Origin of the sequence: Marininema halotolerans (genome assembly GCF_900116235.1) — a bacterium.
In the GTDB taxonomy this organism is placed as follows: domain Bacteria; phylum Bacillota; class Bacilli; order Thermoactinomycetales; family DSM-45169; genus Marininema; species Marininema halotolerans.
Genome location: NZ_FPAA01000001.1, coordinates 208,863 through 232,513 on the forward strand (window position 1 = coordinate 208,863; position 23,651 = coordinate 232,513).

At 43.5% G+C, this 23,651-nt stretch carries 21 protein-coding genes; 4 read left to right on the top strand and 17 right to left on the bottom strand.

Annotation, left to right across the window (positions count from 1 at the left end; genetic code table 11):
- Positions 1-14 precede the first annotated feature (14 nt).
- The 4 genes from CHX35_RS01070 to CHX35_RS01085 form a co-directional block, all read right to left on the bottom strand.
- Entirely contained in the window at positions 15-584 is a 570-nt protein-coding gene (locus CHX35_RS01070; protein ID WP_091832527.1) for a non-canonical purine NTP pyrophosphatase, read from the bottom strand.
- A 399-nt stretch (positions 585-983) separates the two neighbouring features.
- Positions 984-1,286, bottom strand: coding sequence for a hypothetical protein (locus CHX35_RS01075; RefSeq protein WP_091832530.1), 303 nt, complete (start codon positions 1,284-1,286; stop codon positions 984-986).
- 36 nt (positions 1,287-1,322) lie between these two features.
- Entirely contained in the window at positions 1,323-2,339 is a 1,017-nt protein-coding gene (locus CHX35_RS01080) for a hypothetical protein (protein ID WP_091832533.1), read from the bottom strand.
- 71 nt (positions 2,340-2,410) lie between these two features.
- Positions 2,411-3,280, bottom strand: a complete 870-nt coding sequence (locus CHX35_RS01085) for a YiiX/YebB-like N1pC/P60 family cysteine hydrolase (RefSeq protein ID WP_091832536.1) — start codon at positions 3,278-3,280, stop codon at positions 2,411-2,413.
- 815 nt (positions 3,281-4,095) lie between these two features.
- Here CHX35_RS01085 and CHX35_RS01090 point away from each other — a divergent pair.
- Entirely contained in the window at positions 4,096-5,178 is a 1,083-nt protein-coding gene (locus CHX35_RS01090; protein WP_091833418.1) for a quinone-dependent dihydroorotate dehydrogenase, read from the top strand.
- Positions 5,179-5,269: 91 nt separating this feature from the next.
- Here CHX35_RS01090 and CHX35_RS01095 read toward each other — a convergent pair whose 3' ends face one another.
- The 7 genes from CHX35_RS01095 to CHX35_RS01125 all read right to left on the bottom strand — a co-directional run bounded on the left by CHX35_RS01095 (position 5,270) and on the right by CHX35_RS01125 (position 11,734).
- The gene (locus tag CHX35_RS01095) at positions 5,270-5,674 is read right to left on the bottom strand and encodes a GNAT family N-acetyltransferase (protein ID WP_091832539.1); all 405 of its coding nucleotides are present in this window, start codon (positions 5,672-5,674) and stop codon (positions 5,270-5,272) included.
- A 151-nt stretch (positions 5,675-5,825) separates the two neighbouring features.
- On the bottom strand, positions 5,826-6,527 hold the full coding sequence (gene ppaX / locus CHX35_RS01100; RefSeq protein ID WP_091832542.1) for a pyrophosphatase PpaX: 702 nt from the start codon (positions 6,525-6,527) through the stop codon (positions 5,826-5,828).
- A complete protein-coding gene (gene lgt, locus CHX35_RS01105) occupies positions 6,524-7,432 on the bottom strand; it encodes a prolipoprotein diacylglyceryl transferase (RefSeq protein ID WP_091832545.1) in 909 nt (302 codons plus the stop codon). Before lgt ends, ppaX begins: the two co-directional genes overlap by 4 nt.
- Positions 7,433-7,528: 96 nt before the next feature.
- Positions 7,529-8,947 (bottom strand): glycine-rich domain-containing protein, encoded by a 1,419-nt coding sequence (locus CHX35_RS01110; RefSeq protein WP_091832548.1) that lies wholly within the window; start codon positions 8,945-8,947, stop codon positions 7,529-7,531.
- Positions 8,948-9,153: 206 nt separating this feature from the next.
- Positions 9,154-10,089, bottom strand: coding sequence for an HPr(Ser) kinase/phosphatase (hprK, locus tag CHX35_RS01115; protein ID WP_091832551.1), 936 nt, complete (start codon positions 10,087-10,089; stop codon positions 9,154-9,156).
- Between the two features lie 60 nt (positions 10,090-10,149).
- The gene (locus tag CHX35_RS01120; protein WP_091832555.1) at positions 10,150-11,268 is read right to left on the bottom strand and encodes an ABC transporter ATP-binding protein; all 1,119 of its coding nucleotides are present in this window, start codon (positions 11,266-11,268) and stop codon (positions 10,150-10,152) included.
- A 118-nt stretch (positions 11,269-11,386) separates the two neighbouring features.
- Positions 11,387-11,734, bottom strand: a complete 348-nt coding sequence (locus tag CHX35_RS01125; protein WP_091832558.1) for a phage holin family protein — start codon at positions 11,732-11,734, stop codon at positions 11,387-11,389.
- Between the two features lie 246 nt (positions 11,735-11,980).
- Between CHX35_RS01125 and gnd the strand changes: the two genes are divergently transcribed.
- The 3 genes from gnd to CHX35_RS01140 all read left to right on the top strand — a co-directional run bounded on the left by gnd (position 11,981) and on the right by CHX35_RS01140 (position 13,631).
- Positions 11,981-12,883 (top strand): phosphogluconate dehydrogenase (NAD(+)-dependent, decarboxylating), encoded by a 903-nt coding sequence (gnd, locus tag CHX35_RS01130; protein WP_091832561.1) that lies wholly within the window; start codon positions 11,981-11,983, stop codon positions 12,881-12,883.
- Between the two features lie 86 nt (positions 12,884-12,969).
- Positions 12,970-13,335: a hypothetical protein gene (locus CHX35_RS01135; RefSeq protein ID WP_091832564.1), complete on the top strand. Its 366-nt coding sequence runs from the start codon at positions 12,970-12,972 to the stop codon at positions 13,333-13,335.
- A 113-nt stretch (positions 13,336-13,448) separates the two neighbouring features.
- On the top strand, positions 13,449-13,631 hold the full coding sequence (locus tag CHX35_RS01140; protein ID WP_091832567.1) for a PspC domain-containing protein: 183 nt from the start codon (positions 13,449-13,451) through the stop codon (positions 13,629-13,631).
- Positions 13,632-14,018: 387 nt separating this feature from the next.
- Here the strand turns inward: CHX35_RS01140 and CHX35_RS01145 are convergent, their stop codons facing one another.
- The 6 genes from CHX35_RS01145 to CHX35_RS01170 form a co-directional block, all read right to left on the bottom strand.
- A complete protein-coding gene (locus CHX35_RS01145) occupies positions 14,019-14,411 on the bottom strand; it encodes a DUF302 domain-containing protein (RefSeq protein WP_091832570.1) in 393 nt (130 codons plus the stop codon).
- A gap of 322 nt (positions 14,412-14,733) precedes the next feature.
- Positions 14,734-17,604 (bottom strand): excinuclease ABC subunit UvrA, encoded by a 2,871-nt coding sequence (gene uvrA, locus CHX35_RS01150; protein ID WP_091832573.1) that lies wholly within the window; start codon positions 17,602-17,604, stop codon positions 14,734-14,736.
- Positions 17,605-17,608: 4 nt separating this feature from the next.
- Positions 17,609-19,594, bottom strand: a complete 1,986-nt coding sequence (uvrB, locus tag CHX35_RS01155) for an excinuclease ABC subunit UvrB (RefSeq protein WP_091832576.1) — start codon at positions 19,592-19,594, stop codon at positions 17,609-17,611.
- Positions 19,595-19,714: 120 nt separating this feature from the next.
- Positions 19,715-20,680 (bottom strand): NAD-dependent epimerase/dehydratase family protein, encoded by a 966-nt coding sequence (locus CHX35_RS01160; protein ID WP_176391818.1) that lies wholly within the window; start codon positions 20,678-20,680, stop codon positions 19,715-19,717.
- A gap of 52 nt (positions 20,681-20,732) precedes the next feature.
- Entirely contained in the window at positions 20,733-21,878 is a 1,146-nt protein-coding gene (locus CHX35_RS01165; protein ID WP_091832582.1) for a PDZ domain-containing protein, read from the bottom strand.
- Positions 21,879-21,965: 87 nt separating this feature from the next.
- Entirely contained in the window at positions 21,966-23,432 is a 1,467-nt protein-coding gene (locus CHX35_RS01170; RefSeq protein ID WP_091832584.1) for a S41 family peptidase, read from the bottom strand.
- Positions 23,433-23,651: the final 219 nt, after the last annotated feature.

The window sequence follows — 23,651 nt, forward strand, 5'->3', positions numbered from 1 at the left end:
ATAATTGTAAATCGTCAATCACTTCCCTGCTGGATCAACCAATGAGCTACCTTCTTTAACACCTGACCACGATAGGAGTAAGCTTCACGCTCTTCCATGCTCATCTCTCCAAAGGTACGATGTTCACCTTCGGGTACAAAAATACGGTTAAAAGGAAAACCAGGTTCTTCTGGCGTATGATGAGGAACATGCTCTAATATCTCACCTGGCGTTTTTGCCGAAAAAACCACGGTCTCCCCATCCCATAACACACCCATCGCCCCTTCAAACCAAGCTTGCCGACTCTCTCCTTCTAATAGTTTTAGCATGCCCTTATAGCCAATGCGATTAAATATCCGTTTTGTTAAAATCCCAGGAAAAAAGGGATACGCTGCAAAAAATATGCCCGCATCATCCACCATCGCTCGTTCATAGCCACGTTCACGAACCTGCTTTAACTTCTCCCACGCAACAGACTCAATGCTCCCTGTATCGGGTTCGACTAAGGGTACAGGAAGTGAAGTGACCTGGATCCCATGGGGGCTTAGCACACGCTTTGCTTCTTTTAATTTATCTTCATTCATTGTTGCAAAAGGTAGGATCACGTGTTTCCCTCCGTTTCTCTCGTCTCATACTCATGCGAGTGGTTTATGGTATATTCAGCTATATCCCCTTGATAATGTGATTGCCATCAAGCCCATCAAATCCCCATTAAACACAATAAGTTAATGGAGTCCATCGTCATTCAAATAGTATAGACCGATATCGCAGTCATACACCATAGCAGAAGCACACCCTAAATGACAGCTCTCCTCTCTATCATCAACAAAATCAAAGGAATCCATGGTACGCAGTGATAACCACCCTGTCGCCAGATAAGAAAAAATAACTTGAGTTGCTATCCAGCAACTCAAGTTATTTTTATAGACAAGGCATATCCATATAGGACACAGCTTCATCTTCCATATCAATACCCTAGCAGACAACATTCAATATTTATATTGTTATAAAATGTTAAAAAGAAAAAGAAAAAACAATATGAATCCAAATAGAACAACAAAAATATTTCCCAAAATACAAAATAAACTAAACCCAAAATCCTTCTTTATTCTAAATACCCCAATCAAAGCACCGATAGGATTTATTATCCAAGTGAGAACCCAAAGAGGAAAACTCAAAGCCAAAGGGGAATCTGGATCACTAAATTGCGGAATAAATATATATATCAACCACAACAATATACCAATAATCATTAACACAAAAGATAATAATGATAATTTATTGAGTGTTAACTTTCTATTACCCATCTTTTTCTCCTCACCAACATAGTTACTAATACAGAATTAGTTAACTGTAGTAATATGAAGCAGTCCTTCCTTATCTACCATCCTACTTTCCATATCTCCAGTTGTCGGATTTAGCTTGTGAATCCTTCCATTGAGATCAGTAATTAGCACCTCATCCCCATATCGAACAATATCAAAAACATCTCCAATGTCATTGTTTTCGATTTTTCGTATTTTCTTTGTTTCTAGATTTACAATAGATATATGGTTGTTCCCCTTTATTTCTGTTCCATTTTCATCATAATGAATAATCACAGCATATTTCCCAACTATTTCACCATCCCAAACATATGGCGCTAGATCTGCAATCAGTTTGGTCTTTCCACTTTTCATATCTATGTTAGTCAATTGGTTTATCGTTCCAAAATCCCAATGGGTATACAGCCCAAATGGATGACCTTGTTCATCTAAAATGACATGAGGTGCCCATGCTTCAAAGTGTTTAAAGATAGGCCTAGAATGAACTTTTTTTAAGTCCACTTCATATATGTTGGAACTTTTTTTATCATATATATCACCATAAGTGGTTATATATGCTTTGTTTTTATAAGTAATTATATTTCTAAAATCACCATATATTCTCTCTGTATAAACCGATTTCTTCTTCTTTAAATCGAAAATACTCCATTTCCCTTGAATCGCGCCCTTTGAGTCAGCATAAATTTCATCATTGCTCATCACAATATATCTCCCGCTTGAATCAGCAAAACTTGAAGGTGGAGTACCATACTTAAATACCCCATTTTTATTCAATTGAATAATCTGATTATCGGGTAATGAGGTAATCATAATGCTACCCTTTCCAGCATTATACATTATACTAGAAAAATAGGATCTTCTTTGTTTATAAATACTCGTCACCTTTTTAAAATTTGAGCTCAATTTAAAAATCTCATGCCCATTGGAAACTATTATATCATTTTTATGCCATCTATAGCTTTTTTCAAATATACTTTGACAACCCGAAAGAATCATTGAAATAGACAATAGTAAAACTATTATTAATTTTCTCACCGTTGAACTCCTTTGTACATATAATCTAAACAGCAAATTCCACCAAATAGGAATTTGCTGTTTCTATTCTACTAGAATGATGTGAACACTTTAGTATTATTGTCATTATAGATATCATCAACCGTTACGTATCTTCCACCATCTTTGTCAATATCAGTTCCCTGTCCTTTATAACCAGCCCAAGCTAGCTTAGAACAATACCAGCTATATGAGACTGTTTTAGCACTTAGGCGATAGGGCTCACCCAGTTGTGCTATCATATATTTCACTGCTTTTTTTGTTTTATGAGCACTCATTGAATTGACGGATACACCTTTAATTTTTGAATAACTTTTATTCCATTGTGTTTGAGTCTCCCATTGTACTTTTAGCCCATTAGATATATTTGCAGTAATTAATTTTTTATTACTAGTACTCCACACACCACAGTGGCGATAATAACCCCAAGGGAGACTTGATGCACCTCTAGCAACTGCAATATCACCATTTATAAACTTATTCCACTTCGCTTTACCACTACTTCGATCTGGAATACTCTCAGAAGCTGCTGTTTTCCCAAGAGGATCACTATCGGGATGTAATTCGGCTTCTTCCATCATCTGGTTCAGTTCTTGATCATTAGTAGGGAGGGATCTAGGATCGGTCGGCACTTTTTCCTTCTCTATATAATCTGCATCGCTTCTTTCTGCCTTCTCAGCTTCCAATTGATCCATTTCTTCTGGACTAATCGGATTTTCATCTAAAATGGCTTGCATTTCTTTATCGTATTCCTCTTGAAATTTATCTAGCTCTTGTTCTGTGGGGCCATTATCTTTACTAATAGGAGTTTCATCTTCCCTGGGAGGCGGAAAATTGATTGAATTTTCAGCATTAGCGCTATATGGTACGAACGTTGATAGAATAAAAGCAAAGGACAGTGTTAGTATGAAGTTTTTTTTCATTATAATCCCCTTTAATAAATAGCATATAACAGTATTGTATTTTGCGCACATATACAAACTGTATATCCATCATTACCATGTTTTACCTTAACGTTAGGGCAAATATAATTATATATCCACAATAAAATAAAGTCAATTAATAAATTAATTTAAATTATATATGCATTAAATAGATTATATCATAATAAATAAATATATAAATAATGTAAATATTTTTAGCATTAATGAAAATTAAGTTTATATTAACCCCTTGGTATAAAGTATTAATTATACTCATTTAAAATAAAATCATACTCTGTTATGTGCTTTTGTTTATTTTTTCGTATAGCTCTTTTTCACTACAATTGCCGAGGTGAGTTTAAGCCGTGTCAAAATCTACACCTCCTAAATCCGAGGGAAAGGCATAGGAGATGATGATTCTTAATTTTATGATGTGTACTCATTGGATTTTTAGCTTAATAAACATTAGCGATTAATGAAATGAGTAGGCCAATCAATGAACAAAATCAGCACACCTATAAACGGGTCCCTTGAGATCACACAAATGGGAAGGCTCGTACATGCATGTACGAGCCTTTCTTATGGTAGTATAGTCTCAAACAAGACAATTTTTGTCCCGCAAAGTACAGATTCCTATACATGCACGGTTGGGACATTCAACAGGGGATGCTGATTTACCAAATAGTAAGGTTGATGCAAGGCGTTAACTAGTTGCTATCGGAGTTTCATATCCGCTCGTTAAATCCTCCACATCCTTAATAAAATTGTGGTATTCTACGAAGAAGAATGCTTATATGGGAAAGGATATATCCATGATCTACCCCTTTGTAAAAAACATGCTATTTAAAATGGACCCTGAACAAGCCCATGAATGGACGGTTAAAAACCTCTTACGAGCTCAACGTATTCCAGGTGTGCTCACCACACTGGAACAAAAAATGGTCCTGCGCGACCCTCGACTCACCGTTAAACTGGGGGGACTCACTTTTTATAATCCTGTTGGCTTGGCGGCAGGGTTTGATAAGCATGCTCAAGTTTACCCTGCTCTTGCCGCACTTGGTTTTGGCTTTGTCGAAGTGGGCACGCTCACTCCCCTTGCACAAAATGGAAATCCAAAACCTCGCCTCTTTCGTCTTCCTGAGGATGAGGGCATTATTAATCGTATGGGTTTTAATAATGGTGGCATCGAAGAAGCCGCGCGCCATTTCACAGAACTCCCTCGGCCGGCGATCCCCATTGGAATTAATCTTGGGAAAAACAAAGTGACTGCCCAGGAACAAGCCGCCTCCGATTATCAAAAGGGGTTGTGTACCCTCTATCGGCAAGGGGATTATTTTGTTATTAACATCAGCTCCCCCAATACACCCAACCTACGCGATCTCCAAGAAGGGGAATCCCTCCAAAAATTGCTTACCGCCGTGATGGAGAAACGAAAACACCTCCAGGAACAGACAGGAGAGATTCGGCCGATTTTCTTAAAGGTGGCCCCAGACCTCACCAACGATCAATTGCGTGAAGTGGTACTCGTCGCGATGGATCAAGAAATTGATGGGATCATCGCCACAAATACCACCCTTTCCAGAGAAGGTCTTACCAGCACGCATCAATCAGAAACAGGGGGTCTTTCAGGGCGTCCCCTTGCTCAAAAATCGACAGAAATGATACGTGATATCCGTCGGATTAGCGAAGCTCGCCTTCCCATTATCGGAGTAGGGGGCGTCTTTGATGGCAAGGATGCCTATGAAAAAATTCGCGCTGGCGCTTCTCTCGTCCAAATCTACACAGCGATGATCTATCATGGACCATCCATTGTGCGGGATATTAATCGCGAATTACTTCAGTGTTTGGAACAAGATGGCCTTTCCTCCATTACAGAAGCCATCGGTTTAGATGACTAACCATCGGATACTAGAAAATACAAAACACAACCCGCTTATTCCCTAAGTAATGAAGAGCGGATTGTGTTTTTTGACTCTTTCAGCGCACCGGTTAATACTTCTTAGCCATCCCAATCGATGGGGCTGTATCTCGAAAGCCAAATTTACGATATAACGATTGACCGGGTAAATCGCCAATCAAACTAACATAGGCACTCTTGGGAGCATGTTGATCCAAATATGCCATCACTTCAGACATGAGAGCATACCCAATACCCCTTCCTTGACAATCGGGATTGACCGCGACATCCACCACTTCAAAATTGAGACCCCCATCTCCAACAATGCGTGCCATCCCTATCAACTGATCATCTGAATAGGCACAAACAGCGAATAAGCTATTTACCAATCCAATCTCTGCTGCCTCTGCCTCCTTTTCACTAAGTCCAGCAATTTTGCGAAGATGAAGATACCCTTCTACTGGAGGCACTTCTTGTCGTATCTCCCATGTGCCCAATTCATCACACCCTTTTCAATCCCGTTAATTTTACGCAATCCATTCACCTTCGCCATCACAAAAAACCGTGGAACCTAACAAAGGAAGCACGGTCTTTGTGATGAAACTTCAGCAATATCCAATTAAGCAGAAGTACCATTCGTAGCGTAAATTAGCCATGGGAACGGGATCCATTCACCTGATCTACTGAACTTTCTTCAGCCTCGATCCCAAGGATCGGTAGTAGTTCAGCCATGGTATCAATCAGATGGTCAGGATGATAAGGGAGTAAAGATTCCTTCCCATGATGAGTCCAAGCCACACCCACGGAAACGGTTCCTGCACGCTGTGCTGCCAAAAGATCAAAGCGACTATCGCCAACCATCAGGGCACGTTCAGGTGCAACTCCCAAGTGCTTCAGAGCCAGCTGAATCGGGGCTGGATGGGGTTTCGCTTCTTCCGCTTCGCCAAGACAGACCACGACTTCCATAAAGGGAGTTAATCCACAAAGAGACAGTCCCATCTCCACAGTTCTCCGGTATTTATTTGTGACCACCCCAAGGCGAATCCCTTTTTGATGCAAAAGACGAAGGGTATCCAATACCCCTGGAAAGGCAAGAACCATCTCATCATGGTGGGCAATATTATGCTGACGATAGGTTGCCACCATCTCTTCAGCCTGTTCTTCTCCACCAAAACGGGCCATCTGTTCCAGCAAAGGTTCACCAAGGCAAGCTAAAATTTCGTCTTCTCCATATTCTCCTGGACAATAATGATCCAAGGTATGACGAAAGGATGAGAGGATGAGTGGGGTTGTATTTAACAACGTACCATCCAGATCAAAAAGAACTGCATCATATCCCAACAAAGTCACCCCATTGCCTTCTCTTCCGACATCAAGTAACGTTCACGAGCCACTCCACGCACCCGGCGCACAATGATAAAGACGAAACCAAGAACCACTAATCCAATACTCATCAATTGGGCAATCCGAATATTTCCATTTGCCATCATCCCTGGTTCAAAAAGAACCTTCATCGGCGACCACAAGCCATTTAATAAAGAAGCCAACCAATCCGGTCCATCAAAGGTCAAGCTATCCGTGCGCAACCCTTCAACAAAAAACCGGCCCAAAGAGTACCACATTAAGTAGCCAAAAAATATTTCACCACGTCGCGGGTTTAATCTTCGCAAGCCAAGCAACAATACGAAGCCCATTATATTCCATAGGGATTCATAAAGAAATGTCGGATGATAATAGGTTTCATGAATGTTCATCTGCTGAATCAACCAATTTGGCAAATGGAGGTTTTCCAAAAATGTACGGCTAACTTCTCCACCATGCGCCTCTTGATTCATAAAGTTTCCCCAACGACCAATGGCTTGTCCTAAAATGATACTGGGCGCAACGATATCCGCTAGTTGAAAGAACTGAATTCCTTTTTTTCGTACAAAAAACGCACCCGAAATAATAGCCCCGATCAACCCACCATGAATCGCCAAGCCACCCTTCCAAACCGCGATGATATCCGCTGGGTTTTGAACATAATAGTTCCACTCAAACAACACATAGTAGAGCCGAGCCCCTACAATCGCTGCTGGAATGATCCAAATCATCATATCTAGAAACAAATCATCTTCTAATCCGTGCCGTCGCCCTTCCCGCATGGCAATCCACAACCCTAATAAGGCAGCAGAACCCATAATAATGCCATACCAGTGAACCTGAATCGGTCCTAGGGAAATAGCCACAGGATCAATCGCCTGAGCTAAATGCATAGTTGGTGTTATCCTCCTTTTCATCCACCCGTTCTTAAAGCACTTCTTTCCCTATTTTAACCTACTTCGCTGCTGATTGAAACGCACTGCCTTGCCTTAGTCTCCACCCCCTCCGCCACCACAACTGCTTCCACAACTGCTTCCACAACTACTACTTCCACAACTACTACTACTTCCACAGCCACTACTTCCGCAGTTCGAACAACCCCCCGGACAATCTCCCCCAAAGTCTCCACTGAAGGAAGACCCACAGGCAGAGCCCGTTCCATAAGAGTAAAAGGTATTTTTTACACGAGAGTAGGAAAATAGCTTCATCCACTCCGAATGAAAATCATCCCTTTGATATAAAGAGAGGAACAACACACCCCCTAATGCATTAAAACTATCGCTTTTAATGGATTGCATAGGAAGAAATCGAGAGTTAAACTTTTGGGTGCTTGTATCATTCACATCAACTTTCATACGAACATGCTTTAGATAGCGCTTAGCGATCTTGATCATCCATAGAGCAAGCCGATGTCGAGTAGGACAATGCTTTACCTCAGGCAGAAACAAACGATCAATTAAGTGTTCCGCCTCTTCCCTTTCTATGGATGCTAACAACGTCGCAGGGATAGGATGGGTGAAGAAGCTCCCCCAACATAGGCGGCTTAATTCATCCGGATCAAATAATAACGTATAACAAAAATCAAACCACCCGCGACTCTGGGTAGCATCCTCCTCTTTCTCCCTGTCATCATTGGGCTCATGATGAAGAAAGGTCCCGATAAACGAATATGAAAATCGCTTGTAATCCTTCGTAAACATCATCATCTCATGCCAAATATCATCGACAACCATACTATGCATCGGAACTGACCGAAACAAAGAAGTGAGTACAAAAAAACGTTTCATCTCACGCCATTGATTCTTCCAATCATGCTCCGCCAATTGGTATTCCTTCATCACTCGCTCTTTCACGCGAACCATGTACTCTTCCCCTAATGAAGCATACAAATCCTTATAAAGTTGTTCTAAATCACCGGAAAATTGGGACTTCCTATATTCTTGAAACCGTTGCTCTCCTGACCAATCCTTATCCTCAATTACCCATCGAGGAGATGTTCCCATTCGTTGATAGGTAAAAATCGATAACAATAGTGCTCGTCCCTCACTGATCACCTCTGAACGAAAGTGATCATTCAAGATATCGCGGACGCGAAAAGAGACACCCATCGATGCAATCCACGAACTTAATAGCACCCACTCACCTAACGCATGCGCGAAAAGAAAAAGACTCGACCCCCATGATATGAACGAACTAAATATGAGTAGGTTCCACGAAAGTTTTTGTTTGGAGCGCATCCGATTTAATCTGGCACGTTGAATCATGTACCAAATCGGAATCAACAATCCCCAACTACCGAAAACCATAATAAACATAATAATTCCCGGAATCTTGTGTAACCTTCGTTGATCAATTTTTTCTTCCTGACTTTGGAACGGGGGCACTGTTGCCTCCGAAACATCTAACATCATTCATCACTCCTTCCAATTCATCATTGTGAACGTGTCATTAAGCACCTATAATATATGCTTTTTTATTTTAACAAAAAACACATTTATATTCCCTCCAATATTATATCTTTGCCTGTCATGGATAGAGCGCTATACAACACAAAAAAGAGCGAGGGGACTCTCGCTCCTAACGCTCTTCATTGACGATGTTCCATATTCAACATTTAATCCAAATCATCCGGGTCTGCTAAACTTTGATTTAGCTTTTGTGCAAAGGATTGTGCCGCATGATAACCCATTCGTTTTAAACGAAAATTCATTGCTGCAACTTCAATAATAACAGCTAGATTTCGCCCTGGTCGAACAGGCACCGTCAGTAGAGGGATATCGGTATCAATGATTTTCATCTTGTCTTCATCCAGTCCCAGGCGATCATACTGCCGATCCTCTTGCCACGCCTCTAGATGACAAACCATGGAAAGCTTTTTGTACTGTCGTACGGCTCCCGCTCCAAAAAGGGTCATCACATTAATGATTCCAAGCCCCCTGATTTCAAGGAGGTATCGAATCAATTCAGGGGCATGACCGACAAGTGACCCTTCCTCTGATTGATGAATTTCCACAGCATCATCCGCGACCAGTCGATGACCGAGCTTTACGAGTTCAAGCGCTGTCTCACTTTTCCCAATCCCACTCGAACCCGTAATTAATACACCCACTCCGTAAATATCGAGAAGGACACCATGCATGGTCGTCGCTGGAGCCAACCTTTTCTCCAAATAATTGGTTACTTTCGAAGTAAATCGAGTCGTTGCACTCCCCGTTCGCAAGACAGGGATTCCCTTTTCTTCCGCCGCTTTCAAAAGCTCCTCAGGAGGTTCCTGTCCCCGTGTGATACAAAAGCAGGGTGTCTCTTCTGAGCAGAGTTGTTCAAGGCGTTCTCTTCGTAAGTTTCGAGGCAAACCCGAAATAAAGGTTAATTCTGTACGCCCCAACATTTGTAACCGCTCACCTGGATAGTATGTAAAAAAACCCGCCAACTCTAGACCCGGGCGATATAAATCACTGGTAATAAGTTGACGATTAAGCCCATCGCCACCCTTTAAAATCTCTAAATTAAACTGATCCACTATCTCCTGAACGGTCACACGAATACTCATCCCTACACTTCCCTCACACAAAAATAGCCATCCGTTTCCTTCGAGCCATTAGTTTGTCGTTTAGAATACCGCTTTTTCTGTCTCCTTGTCAAAAATATGAACTTGACTAATATCTAAGGTAAGGGACAGTTCTGTGCCAATAGCAAAGCAGGATTGATATGGATGACGAATGCGGGCAGTGATCCATTTATCCGCGATGCCCGAAAGATATAAGACCATTTCGGATCCCATATTTTCTGCAACTTCGACGCGTCCCCTCACGTGACAGGTGGACTCCGGTTGCAACCATTGCGGATCCTGTTGAATATTCTCAGGTCGAAAGCCGAAGATCACTTCTTTACCGATATAGCCATCCTCTCGTAACTGATGACTTTGGGCGTTAGAGAGCTCTACTTGCAAACCATTTCCCCGAAAGAATACCCGACCCATCTCCTCAAACAACCTCCCCTCAGCAAAATTCATCGAGGGAGACCCTATAAACCCTGCCACAAACAAATTGGCTGGATGGCGATAGATTGTTGAGGGAGTGGCTACTTGTTGAATAACACCCTCTCGCATGACAACGATCCGATCTGCCATAGTCATCGCTTCCGTCTGATCATGGGTCACATAAATGGTGGTCGCTTTTAGTTGCCGATGTACTTGAATAATTTCGGAACGCATCTGAACACGCAGCTGCGCATCCAGGTTAGATAGTGGTTCGTCCATTAGAAACACTCGCGGTTCACATACGATCGCTCGTCCAAGGGCAACCCGTTGCCGTTCTCCACCGGATAACGCATCCGGTTTTTGGTCAAGCCGATTTTCGAGCCCTAACAGTTTTGCAATCGGTCTAACCCGCTTGGAAATGAGACTCGGATCATATTTTTTCAGCTTTAATCCAAATGCCAGATTATCGTAGACACTCATATAGGGATATAGCGCAAATCCTTGAAATACCATGGCAATATCCCGATCCTTTGCAGGCACTTCATTTACAATCTCTTCTCCTATTATGAGTTCCCCCGATGTAATCCTTTCAAGTCCTACAATCATTCGCAATAACGTGGACTTTCCACACCCCGAAGGACCCACTAAAACGAGAAACTCCTGATCATGTATATGAAGATGAAAATCAGAGATCGCAGTGACTCCATCTTCGTATTGCTTTGATAGATGGTTCAACTTCATTTGTGCCATGATGTGAGACCCCTTTCCATGCCTAGCATTCATTGTAACGAAAGGGAGAGTCATCGTCATGCCCATTCCATCTAAAATAAAAGACCGCACACCATGCGGTCTTTTATTTCTTCATCCCTTAATCTTTTAATCCACGCCAAATTCCGTTTAATAACCACGAAACAATACTGATCACAATTGAACCAAACAAAGCCGCTGTAAAGGTTTGAACATCAAAGCCGGGGACCACAGCGCTAGTCAACCAGAACATCAGTGCGTTCACAATAAAAATAAATAATCCTAAGGTGAGAAAGGAGATGGGCAGTGTCAGAAGGACAAGAATTGGACGAATAATTGTATTAACAATCCCCAATACGAGGGCAACAATCAGCGCCGTACCAAACCCTTCAACATGAATCCCAGGAATAATTTGTGCAACAATGATAACCGCAAGTCCATTTAGCAATAATCGAATAATCCAACCCATAAACACCACTCCTTTTCAATCGATCCACCTCTATAATACCCGCTATCGAGCTTGCTCATGTCTTTAAATTCTTTTTTTCGCTGTAAACTTCCGCGAACCATTTGTGCACTTATTAAGACAATCCTACATTTCATCGGTTTTACCCTATCTACAAGGAAACGATTTCAACTCTTCAAATAAATGGATTTCCTCGTATGAGATTCTATCCGTATATCCCATACTACTTCCAAAGGAGGGATCAATCCAATGCAACAACTTGGCATGATTGGTTTGGGGAAAATGGGAGCCAACCTCGCTCTGAATCTATTGGATCAAGGCTATTCAATCAGTGCCTATGACGTGGACACTTCTGCTATCCAACAAATTAGCCAATTCGGGGCAAAACCTTACCCATCCATCGAAGAATTAATCGCCTCACTCCATCCTCCTCGGGTGATATGGATGATGGTACCCGCAGGAAATGTGACTGAAAAAGTGATTCAACAATTAACTCCCTTGTTGAATTCGGGGGATATTGTGATTGATGGTGGAAATTCATTTTACAAAGATTCAATCGAACGTGGGCTTCGCCTAAGAGAAGCCGGGATCACCTTGTTAGATGTCGGTACATCGGGGGGGATATCAGGCGCTCGAGAAGGAGCCTGTTTTATGATTGGCGGAGACAATAAAGTGTTTACCCAAATCGAACCACTCTTCCAATGTCTCGCAGTAACGGATGGATACCACTACGCTGGCGAAAGTGGGAGTGGGCATTTTCTTAAAATGGTTCACAATGGCATTGAATATGGCATGATGCAAGCGATTGCTGAGGGTTTTGAGGTACTAGATAAGAGTGATTTCTCTTTTAACTATGAACAAGTGGCCCGTGTTTGGTCCCATGGATCAGTCATTCGCAGCTGGTTAATGGAATTAACCGCCTCCGCCTTTGCTAAGGATCCTGAATTAAAAAAGATCCGTGGCGTTATGCAATCGTCAGGGGAAGGTTTGTGGACAGCACAGACGGCCCTTGAGCTAAAAGCGGTTACACCCATTATTACACTCTCATTAATGATGCGTTATCGATCCTTAGAAGAGGACACCTTTCCAGGCAAAGTGGTCGCTGCTTTGCGCAACGAATTTGGGGGGCATAATGTGACAACCCATGACTAGTTGACATACTTCCGACTGAAGGAGTCGGAAGTCCCTCTAGTAAGCGGTTGATACGACTACGATTAGTACAAAGGAGAAAACATACCATGGCAGAACGGACCATCTTCGCTTTTTTTCGTACCGAACAACGGGCAATTGAAGCCGTCCAACGTTTAAAAACCCATGGCTATCATGAGGTCCATCTTGCTCGCTTTAACCCCGACCTCACTGCTGAAGTCGGTCATCTCGCTTTCCCTGTAGCAGAAACGCTGCTCGGACCCTCCTGGCAAATGGGATCGACGATGGATGAATTAGGAGGCAATATTCTTCGCGCAAGTGACGCGAAAGCAAGTGGTATGTCTGATGGAAGCGATGAATGGGGGGCTGAAGACCTTTCAGTTACGGTGATTGTCGATGAGAAGGAAGTGGAAACCGTCGAAGGATTATTAGTAAAGCTTGGCGGACGTTTATAATTGGCTTCAATCGGGTATTCCATAGTATCCGAGTGATTACCACCGATATTGAAATAAGACAAATTCACCCTAGCCAGCAGGAATGCTTTGCACCTACATAAGGAGGTAGTAAATTGAGTCTTTATCGATCTCAGTCCGACAAAATCCTTGGTGGTGTATGTGGTGGCGTCGCGCAACGAATTGGAATTTCTTCTTCCATCGTACGCCTCGTAACCCTTATTCTCTTTTTTGTCTCAGGCTTTTTTCCTGTAGGGCTCATCTATTTTGTGTTAATGTATGCACTTCCGAAAAAATAGGCACTCTCTTGCTGGCAAGCCTATTATTCAAACATAACTTAGCCACACCAGAAAGGACTCTCCCGATGAAGGAAGAGTCCTTTCTGGTGCTTAAAAACCCTCTTGTGTTCATTCCATTCTATCCGATAACGAATGGACTCGTCACATTGAGGTGCTCGTCGTCTTCATTCACCCTTTGACTTCTTGAAGGAAACAAACAAGAATGCCGCGGGTATAAATAAACTACCAACAAAGAATGCGAGTGAAATTCCCTGGTTGAATAGCAACGAACCAAATAAGTTACCTACGACCAAGCCAATAGCCACCCACTTATAGGGTCTTCTAGACGGAATGAGAAACCACTTCCTCTAAGAAGAGTCAAAAGCCGATAAAGGATCACTTAACGGCTTAGCGCTTTGCCTCATCAATAATCTGGATTAACTCGGCCTCTACTTCTTCGCCGATTTGACGCAGATCATCATCTTCCGTTAACCCTAATAATACCGTTGGCCTCGTTAATCCAATATGGGTTTTCAGTGTTTCTTCACTACGGTAAACCACCATTTTACAAGGAAGAAAATATCCACCCTTTTGATTGCGACTCAAGACTTTTTTGGCTACATCAGGATTACACACTTCCAGAATGCGAAAGTCTTGCTTTAAAGCAATGCCCGATTCCATCAATTTGGTTGGAATATCTAATTTCCAAAGCACACTATATCCGTTAAACGAAAGTGCCTGCTCTAAAGAGCGAATGGCATCATCCACTTGTTCCGAAGTTTCCACTGTATAATCGTACATCACTACCGCTCCTTTTATTGTTCTTGCGAACACTCGATTCTGAATTATTAACATTTCAGTTCTGTACTTATTCACTGATCCAGTTCTTCATTCTAAAATAAGCGCACTCACTCATACGATGGGGTTGTTACCTGCTTGGCAACTGCGTAAACCCTTTGGGTCCTTAATCGTCTAATTATTGTGCGCTCATCATCCATCGATGGTAAGCGGGTACTTGAAAATGCGCACCCTATCTATATCCCCTATTCTAGTGAGAAATAAACAAAACAAAGAGCAAATCCCAGTTGGATTTGCTCTTTGTACAGGGTTGTTAGAGAATCGATTACCCGGATACTTGGGCAGACAATTTATCATAGTAGGCTTCCATCCGTTTGCGATCTCTTTCTAAGATCGGTTGAAGATAATATCCTGTGTGGGACCCTTTGTTTTCAACCACTTCCTCTGGTGTACCTGTCGCAACAATGGTTCCTCCACCTGTACCACCTTCTGGTCCCAAATCAATCAAATAGTCTGCTGTTTTAATCACATCAAGGTTGTGCTCAATCACTAACACCGAATCACCATTTTCAACGAGTCGCTGCAATACGTTAAGGAGCCGGGAGATATCATCCACATGCAGTCCGGTTGTGGGTTCATCCAGTACATATAAAGTGCGGCCCTTGGAGCGTTTGTACAACTCAGAAGCCAACTTCACCCGTTGGGCCTCACCACCCGATAAGGTCGTAGCAGGTTGGCCCAATTTCACATAACCCAGCCCTACATCAAATAGGGTTTGCACCTTTCGTTGAATGCGCGGAATATTTTTAAAGAACTCACACGCTTCCTCCACACGCATCTCCAAAACGTCAGCAATGTTTTTTCCTTTGTATTTCACCTCTAGGGTGTCACGGTTATATCGTTTTCCTTTACATTCTTCACAAGGAACGTAGACATCCGGCAAAAAATGCATCTCAATTTTGATAATCCCGTCCCCACGGCATGCTTCGCACCGTCCACCCTTCACATTGAAGGAAAAACGTCCTTTCTTATATCCGCGTACCTTTGCTTCTTGAGTGGCAGCAAAGACATCTCGCACATCATCAAACAAACTGGTATAGGTAGCGGGATTCGACCGTGGCGTGCGACCAATAGGGGACTGATCAATATTAATCACTTTGTCCAGATGAGTTATCCCTGTAATCTCCTGATGCTCACCAGGAACGGCTTTCGCACGATGTAATTCACGGCTAAGGGATTTCAAGAGAATTTCATTGATCAGGGTGCTCTTCCCTGAACCGGATACACCAGTAACACAGGTAAATACGCCAAGGGGAATATTCACATTTACATTCCTCAGGTTATTCTCCTTCGCTCCTATCACCTCTAGCCAATTGCCATTGGGCTCGCGTCTTTCCACTGGCAAGGGAATAAATTTTCTCCCGGATAGATATTCACCCGTCAAGGAATGTTCCATCGCCATCACTTCGACAGGAGTCCCACTCGCAACAATCTCACCACCATGCGTACCAGCACCAGGGCCTACATCGATGATGTAGTCGGCAGCCATCATCGTATCCTCATCATGTTCGACGACGATCAAGGTATTTCCCAGGTCACGCATCTGTTCTAACGTTTCAATCAGGCGCGCATTATCCCGTTGATGAAGCCCAATACTTGGTTCATCTAATATATACAGCACACCCATTAGTTTGGAGCCGATTTGAGTCGCTAAACGAATCCGTTGGGCTTCACCACCTGAAAGCGTACCCGCCGCTCGGTTAAGGGTTAAATAATTGAGCCCCACATTGTTTAAAAAGCCGAGACGACCTTGAATTTCTTTTAAAATCTGACGACCAATCGTCAGTTCTTTCTCGGTCAGATCCAAGGAATTAAAGAATTCCATTGCTTCTTGAATGGATAAGCTGGTGACATAAGCAATTGACTGACCACCGACGAAGACCGAAAGTGTCTCTTTCCGTAATCGTGCGCCTTTACATGATGGACAATCCTTTTTACTCATGTAACCTTCAATGATCTCACGAACCGCATCGGATCCCGTCTCACGAAAGCGGCGCTCTAAATTTTTCAGCACCCCTTCAAACCGAATATTGACTTCCCTCATTCCCATCTCCGAATCGTATCGGAAGGGAATACGATCACCCGTCCCCTTTAAAATAATATCAAGATGCTTCTTCGGTAAATCCTGCACAGGTACATCCATCGAAATATCATAATACCGGCAAGCAGACTCCAGTAATTGAGGATAATAGGTGCTCGATTTCCCTTGCCATGCCTCGATCGCCCCATCTGCTAAGCTTTTACTCCAATCCGGTATCACAAGCTGTGGATCCACTTCCATCCGACTTCCCAATCCATCACAGGTTGGACATGCACCAAAGGGACTGTTAAAAGAGAACATCCTTGGCGATAGTTCATCCATGGAAAATCCACATTCTGGACAAGCTAAATTTTGACTAAATAACATCTCATCCCCATCAATCACATCCACAATCACTTTCCCCGATGCCAACTGCAGAGCGGTTTCTAAGGAGTCAGTGAGGCGCGTATCCACTCCCTCTTTCACGACGATCCGATCCACAACCACTTCAATCGAGTGCTTTTTGTTCTTCTCCAATTGGATTTCCTCAGACAAATCCATGACTTCACCGTCAATGCGTACACGGACGAAGCCTTGCTTTCTGATTTCGTCCATCAATTTGACATGCTCCCCTTTTCTTCCACTCACCATAGGAGCCAATACCTGAATCCGAGTCCGGTCCGGTAGTTCCATTACCCGATCAGTCATCTGTTGTACGGTCTGGGAGCGAATTTCAATCCCATGATCGGGGCAGTATGCCCGTCCTACACGAGCATACAACAGACGCAAGTAATCATAGATCTCCGTCACCGTACCCACCGTTGAACGGGGATTCTTACTCGTCGTTTTTTGGTCAATTGAAATCGCTGGCGATAAACCATCTATCGAATCCACATCCGGTTTATCCATCTGACCAAGAAATTGACGAGCATAAGCTGATAGGGATTCAACATATCTCCGCTGCCCTTCAGCATAGATCGTGTCAAAGGCAAGGGAGGACTTGCCCGACCCGGAAAGACCGGTTAAAACTACAAGTTTGTCACGGGGAATTATCACGTCCACTTCTTTTAAATTGTGTACACGCGCCCCCCGAATGACGATATTTTCCTGGGTCAATGTCTTACGCTCCCTCCGCTTTTAATTCGAGAATCATATCACGTAATTCTGCCGCTCGCTCAAAGTTAAGTTCCCTAGCTGCTGTTTTCATTTCTTTTTCCATTCGTTGGATCATCTGTTGTCGATCCTTCTTGCTCATTTTAGCCGGTTCAGGTACCACCTGATACGTGGATCCACCTTCTGCCACCTTTGTCGCTTCAATTACTTCACGAACGGCTTTTTTCACCGTCTGTGGAGTAATCCCATGTAGCTTATTATTAGCCATCTGTTTTTCACGACGTCGTTCCGTCTCATCGATCGCACGACGCATCGAATCGGTGATCTTATCTGCATACATCACAACTTCTCCATTAGCATTCCGAGCGGCACGACCAATTGTTTGAATTAACGAACGCTCCGCTCGTAAGAATCCTTCTTTGTCCGCATCAAGAATCGCCACAAGAGAAACTTCAGGTAGATCCAATCCTTCTCGCAACAAGTTAATCCCTACCAAGACATCAAACTCTCCCAACCGTAGACTACGCAAAATTTGCATCCGTTCGATCGTCTTAATGTCGGAATGAAGGTATCGAACCTTGATACCCACCTCTTTTAAGTAATCCGTCAGATCCTCCGACATTTTCTTGGTTAGGGTGGTGACCAGTACGCGTTCATTTCGATTTAAGCGTGTATGAATCTCACCAATCAAATCATCAATTTGGCCCTGAATCGGTCGTACATGGATTTTGGGATCCAACAAACCGGTGGGTCGAATAATTTGTTCAACGACCTTAGGAGCTCGCTCTAACTCATAGTTTCCAGGGGTGGCTGATACATAGATGACTTGATTCATCCGTTCCTCAAACTCGTTAAATTGAAGCGGACGGTTATCCATCGCTGAAGGGAGACGAAAGCCGTGTTCAACGAGCATCTCCTTCCGAGCACGATCGCCCTTATACATGGCACCGATCTGGGGAACGGTCACATGGGATTCATCAATCACAATCAAAAAGTCATCCGGGAAATAATGAAGGAGCGTATAGGGTGTATCCCCGGCTTTCTTTCCAACAAGGTGACGGGAATAGTTTTCAATTCCAGAACAAAATCCAACCTCCCGCATCATCTCCATATCGTAGCGAGTACGCTGTTCCAAACGTTGTGCTTCCAGTAACTTATCCTGCGATTTAAGTTCGGCTAATCGTTCATCCAGTTCCGCTTCAATATCTTTTAACGCACGCCGTAGCACTGATTCACGGGTAACATAATGTGACGCAGGAAAGATGGCAATATGATCTCGATCACCAAGGATTTCCCCTGTTAAAACATCAATCTCACGAATTCGTTCAATTTCGTCTCCAAAAAACTCGACGCGAACCGCTTGTTCTGAACGGGAAACGGGGAATATTTCCACGACATCTCCCTTGACTCGAAAGGTCCCACGCACAAAGTTCATATCATTCCGTTCATATTGAATATCGACGAGGTTCCGTAAGACTGCATTGCGATCCCTTTCCATCCCTTTTCTTAGGGAGACCACTTGCTCACGATATTCTTCAGGTGAACCCAGTCCATAAATACAGGAAACACTCGCAACAATAATTACGTCCCTGCGCTCAAAGAGTGCGGACGTAGCTGAGTGGCGTAATTTATCGATTTCATCATTAATCGAAGCATCCTTCTCAATATAGGTGTCGGTATGGGGGACATATGCTTCGGGTTGATAGTAATCATAGTAGCTCACAAAATATTCAACGGCATGCTCCGGAAAGAGCTCTTTCAATTCCCCACACAATTGAGCGGCTAGTGTTTTATTAGGAGCAATCACTAGCGTGGGTCTTCCTTCCTTTGCAATGGTATTAGCAATGGTAAAGGTTTTACCAGTCCCCGTGGCACCTAGTAACACTTGATGCTTCTTTCCTTGATGAAGCCCTTCTGTCAATTCCTGAATGGCGTTGGGTTGGTCACCCTGGGGAGTATATTCGGATACCATGTGAAAAACACGCTCTGCCATGGTTTATCACCTCGGATCTGTCATTCTTCCCATTATAACACAAAGGGAACCTCGGACGAGAACGTTTGTTCCGAAAATAAAAGAACCAGTACAAAAGCACTGGTCCTCACAAGGATCTCTTTAGTTAAGGGGCTGTATCCGGGAAACGCCTTCCTTGAAGGTCGTCTTTGGTTGATATTGTAATTCTTTCATCGCCTTATCTATGGGGTATCTCCGTGGTAGCGAGAGAAACTCGACTTCAAATCGTGTGATCGGGGGACTCCCTTTCAATTTAAATCCACCCCAAACATTTTCCATCAGCCCGCTTACGCTACGCATTAACCCTGATGGGAGGGACATTTTCGGGCCGGGTACCTGAGCCGCTTCAAATACACCTTCAAAGAATTCCCGTGCCGACATCGGTTCATTATTCGTTATATAATAAATTTCGCCAGATCGCCCATGTTCCAGGGATTGCATGATCGCCTCGACGACGTTATCCACGTACACGTGCTCAATCATTGCTTTCCCTTGGTCCATCCAGGGAAACTGCCCTTTTTTCGAACGCTGTACAATATCCATCATCTGTTCTGAATCCTCAGCCCAGATAAAGGTCGGCCGCAAAATAATCCGTTCAATTTTTCCGGGCGCTTCCAATACAGCTTTCTCTGACAACAGCTTCGATTTACCATAAGAGGAGCTCGGCACTTCAGGGTAGGGAGTCTCTTCATTGACATCCACTAGTGACTTTCCTGCCTGTAACACCGAATCCGAACTAATGTGAACCATTCGGCGCACATGATGCTTTTCTGCCACCTCTATCAAACGACGCGGAGCCTCGGTGTTCACTTGGTAAAACTGCTCCCACTTTCCCCACGTTCCAATATACGCTGCAAGATGGACCAGGACATCGACTCCTGAAAGATTCTCGGACCAAGAAGCAATATCCTCAAGGGTTCCTCTTACCGGAGTTACTCCGATCTTTTTCAATCCCTCGGCAACCTGATCATTGCGAGATAAGGCCAATACATGGTGCCCCTCCTCAACTAAACGTCGAATCAAACGTTTTCCTACAAACCCAGAGGCTCCAGTCACAAATACACGCATACATCGATCTCCTTTTAGCATTATAAATGACTTACATTTTCTTACATATCGATCACTGCTGATGTTCCTGCGTCCTGATCGTTGGGTTTAACGATATCGCTTTAGGAATCTCAACAATCCCTAGATGTACAGGGTCCCCTTCATAGAGCACCCGCTGGGATAATCTAGTTTCCCCATGGCGATCCATCACCTCTAATCGACAGAGAGCACCGGATGTACTTATATTATGTTCCAACGCCCTTAAATCAGTCACTTCCATACCATTTACCTTAAGGACGGTATCCCCTGGTTTGATATGCATCATTTTGGCAGGGCTATTTGGCCATACAGCTAAGATATTTACCCCTTTTTCATTTGAGGTAAACAAGGGTGAACGGCGCCGCTCTCGAATGCGCCCCAGTTGATAGATCCCCTCATGCCCCAGTATACAAAAACTAGCAGCCAACCACATGAAAGCGGGCCAAAACATGGCGCCCCAGCTTACCAATCCCAATAACCCCGCATACACTAAAATGAGCGAAGAGGAACGACGTTTTTGTTGGCGCATGGGTCGTGATAGATTTACACGCGAAAAGCCAATTACCAAGGGTAACGGGAGCCATCCATTCGGTGTACCAATGACAAGAGGCAATGCCCATATTTTTTGCAACAAAGCGCCACCAACCACTTGTCCTGCTTTTGTTTCCTCGACAATCGGGGTGCTACCTCGCTGACCATCGAGCCGTACGAGTAACCATTCTAATCCATGAAGAGCACTCATTAACAATAACCAATCGGGTGTGTGAAAGTCGGATAGTCCAAGCCATATTCCCTCTGTACTCCAGCCTGCTTGTTCCCAGCACAAAGAGACGAAGGTGAGCACGCCAATCGCATAGCTGGGACAAGCAAAGCGCGGTCGAATGAGGAACATTCCGATCACTCCACCCCACACCCATGGAATGGATGCTCCATCGATCTCAAACATCCACGAGGATACTCCGAATGAAAACAGGAGACCCCCTCCTATCCCAAATAAGAGCGACCGTAAAAACAAAGGTGTCGGTGGATGCAATCGACTTCCCAATTTCTTCTGTTCCTTTATCCCCTTCCAAGCATATTGCCACGCTACTAATAGAATGGCTAAGAGCCAAAAGGGATGAACCGCGCTCACTTTCCAAGCTCCCCAAGGACTTTCCCATAGAAGAAAAAAGGGTTCCACTTACCATCCTCCTCCTATTTATAAAAAAAGCATCCCACGAAAAAGGATCGTGGGATGAGTTTCGCTATTTCAAGGGAAAACCCTTCATCATTTTATTTTTTTCTTTAAAGTCTCTTCTGCAACGCGTAGTTGCAAATCCGCTTCGGGTTTGCGAACCATCTTGATAAAGGCTTCTTGCAATTTGGCTCCAGTCTTCTTATCAACTTCACCCGTTACTGAAAGCTTGTGGGTTTTCTGGAATGCCTTCACTGCAGTTTCTGTCTGTTCGCTGAAATAACCATCTTTTCGGTCCGTTCGGTATCCTAACCCTTCCAAGACGAGTTGGAGGTTTTTCACTTCCGTAGAGTTCTGATTCTTTTTTAAAGGTTTGTCGGAGTGAATGATGGTTGCTTTGAAATAAGCAGGTAGTTTTGATTCAACATCAGGCTTAATCCCTTTCTTATGAATCCATTTCCCATCAGGAGTTAGCCATTTTGCCATGGTAAGTTTAAGGTTACTACCATCATTAAAGGTATTCGTCGTTTGTACAGTACCTTTTCCAAAGGTGGTTACGCCCACCGTCTGATAACCTGCTCCCTTCATTGCCCCAGCCAAGATCTCAGAAGCACTTGCCGAGCCCTTATCGGTCATTACAACAATGGGGTACTTTTTCTTCTTTCCATCTTTGGCAAGGTATTTCGTCCGATTACCTTTGTTATCTTCTGTCATCATAATCCCTTGTCCCTTAGGCAAAAGATCCTCAGAGATTTTTAAAACAGCCTGCAACAATCCCCCGGGATTACCACGAACATCGATAACGAGGCCCTTCATCCCTTTTTTCTCCAACGCCTTCAGTTGATCTCCAAATTCATCCGCTGTTTCCTCAGAAAACTGAGTGATTTCGATTTTTCCAATCTGATCATCCATCATTTTGGAATGTACCGTCTCAATTGGGATCTCATCACGCACAACGGTAACTTTAAGGGTACCGCTTTCACCGGGTCGATTAATTTCCAGATGCGCCTTGGAGCCCTTGGGGCCTTTAATTTTGGAAACCGCTTCATTGAGGTCAAGCCCTTCCAAGCTCGTACCATTTACCTTGATAATTTGATCCTCTGGTTGCAGGCCTGCTTTTTCTGCAGGAGAGTTTTTAAAGGGGGAAACGATGGTCACTCGCCCTTTTTTCATAGAAACTTCAGCGCCAATTCCCTGAAAAGAGGACTTTAAGGAGGACATAAACTGATCTGCCGTTTTCTTATCCATGTAGGATGAATAGGGATCCTTAATAGACTCCACCATTCCACGGATCGCACCGTCCACAAGTTGTTGATCGTCCACTTTGTGAATGTATTGGGATTTAATTAACCCATACGTTTGCTTTAATTTCTCGGCATTTTCTTCAAAACCCTTAGTATCTGATTTGGTTACGGCCGGTCCCCCATTATTGGCTAAAAAGGATGAACCCGTAACTTCAGCAAGCAAACCACCGCCACCAACCACGGCAGCTGTCGTCAAGCTTGAAAGTAATACAGCAAACACAATTAATAATGCAACAGTACGTCCACGCAAGTACATCCCAACACCACCTTTATCAATTCAGGAAAGTTTCGCTCCAATCAATCTTCGCCAAGCATAAATAATCGCCGGCGTACCCACGCCGCCTCTTCGGGAACAAAATTACCAATCGGTTGTTTCCATTCTATGTTTAGTAGGAAGAACTTAGTATTTAAGATACACTCTAGCATAGTGAAACAACGGGCACAAGGATTCCCAGGATGCATAAAAAAACGGACA

Bases quoted from the DNA above. Each gene is read 5' to 3' on its own strand.
- CHX35_RS01125 (WP_091832558.1), bottom strand. From the start codon at position 11,734: ATGGGTTGGATTATTCGATTATTGCTAAATGGACTTGCGGTTATCATT.
- gnd (WP_091832561.1), top strand. From the start codon at position 11,981: ATGCAACAACTTGGCATGATTGGTTTGGGGAAAATGGGAGCCAACCTC.
- CHX35_RS01110 (WP_091832548.1), bottom strand. From the start codon at position 8,947: ATGTTAGATGTTTCGGAGGCAACAGTGCCCCCGTTCCAAAGTCAGGAA.
- CHX35_RS01085 (WP_091832536.1), bottom strand. From the start codon at position 3,280: ATGAAAAAAAACTTCATACTAACACTGTCCTTTGCTTTTATTCTATCA.
- CHX35_RS01160 (WP_176391818.1), bottom strand. From the start codon at position 20,680: ATGCGTGTATTTGTGACTGGAGCCTCTGGGTTTGTAGGAAAACGTTTG.
- hprK (WP_091832551.1), bottom strand. From the start codon at position 10,089: ATGAGTATTCGTGTGACCGTTCAGGAGATAGTGGATCAGTTTAATTTA.
- CHX35_RS01145 (WP_091832570.1), bottom strand. From the start codon at position 14,411: ATGTACGATTATACAGTGGAAACTTCGGAACAAGTGGATGATGCCATT.
- lgt (WP_091832545.1), bottom strand. From the start codon at position 7,432: ATGCATTTAGCTCAGGCGATTGATCCTGTGGCTATTTCCCTAGGACCG.
- CHX35_RS01120 (WP_091832555.1), bottom strand. From the start codon at position 11,268: ATGGCACAAATGAAGTTGAACCATCTATCAAAGCAATACGAAGATGGA.
- uvrB (WP_091832576.1), bottom strand. From the start codon at position 19,594: ATGGCAGAGCGTGTTTTTCACATGGTATCCGAATATACTCCCCAGGGT.
- CHX35_RS01075 (WP_091832530.1), bottom strand. From the start codon at position 1,286: ATGGGTAATAGAAAGTTAACACTCAATAAATTATCATTATTATCTTTT.
- CHX35_RS01135 (WP_091832564.1), top strand. From the start codon at position 12,970: ATGGCAGAACGGACCATCTTCGCTTTTTTTCGTACCGAACAACGGGCA.
- CHX35_RS01170 (WP_091832584.1), bottom strand. From the start codon at position 23,432: ATGTACTTGCGTGGACGTACTGTTGCATTATTAATTGTGTTTGCTGTA.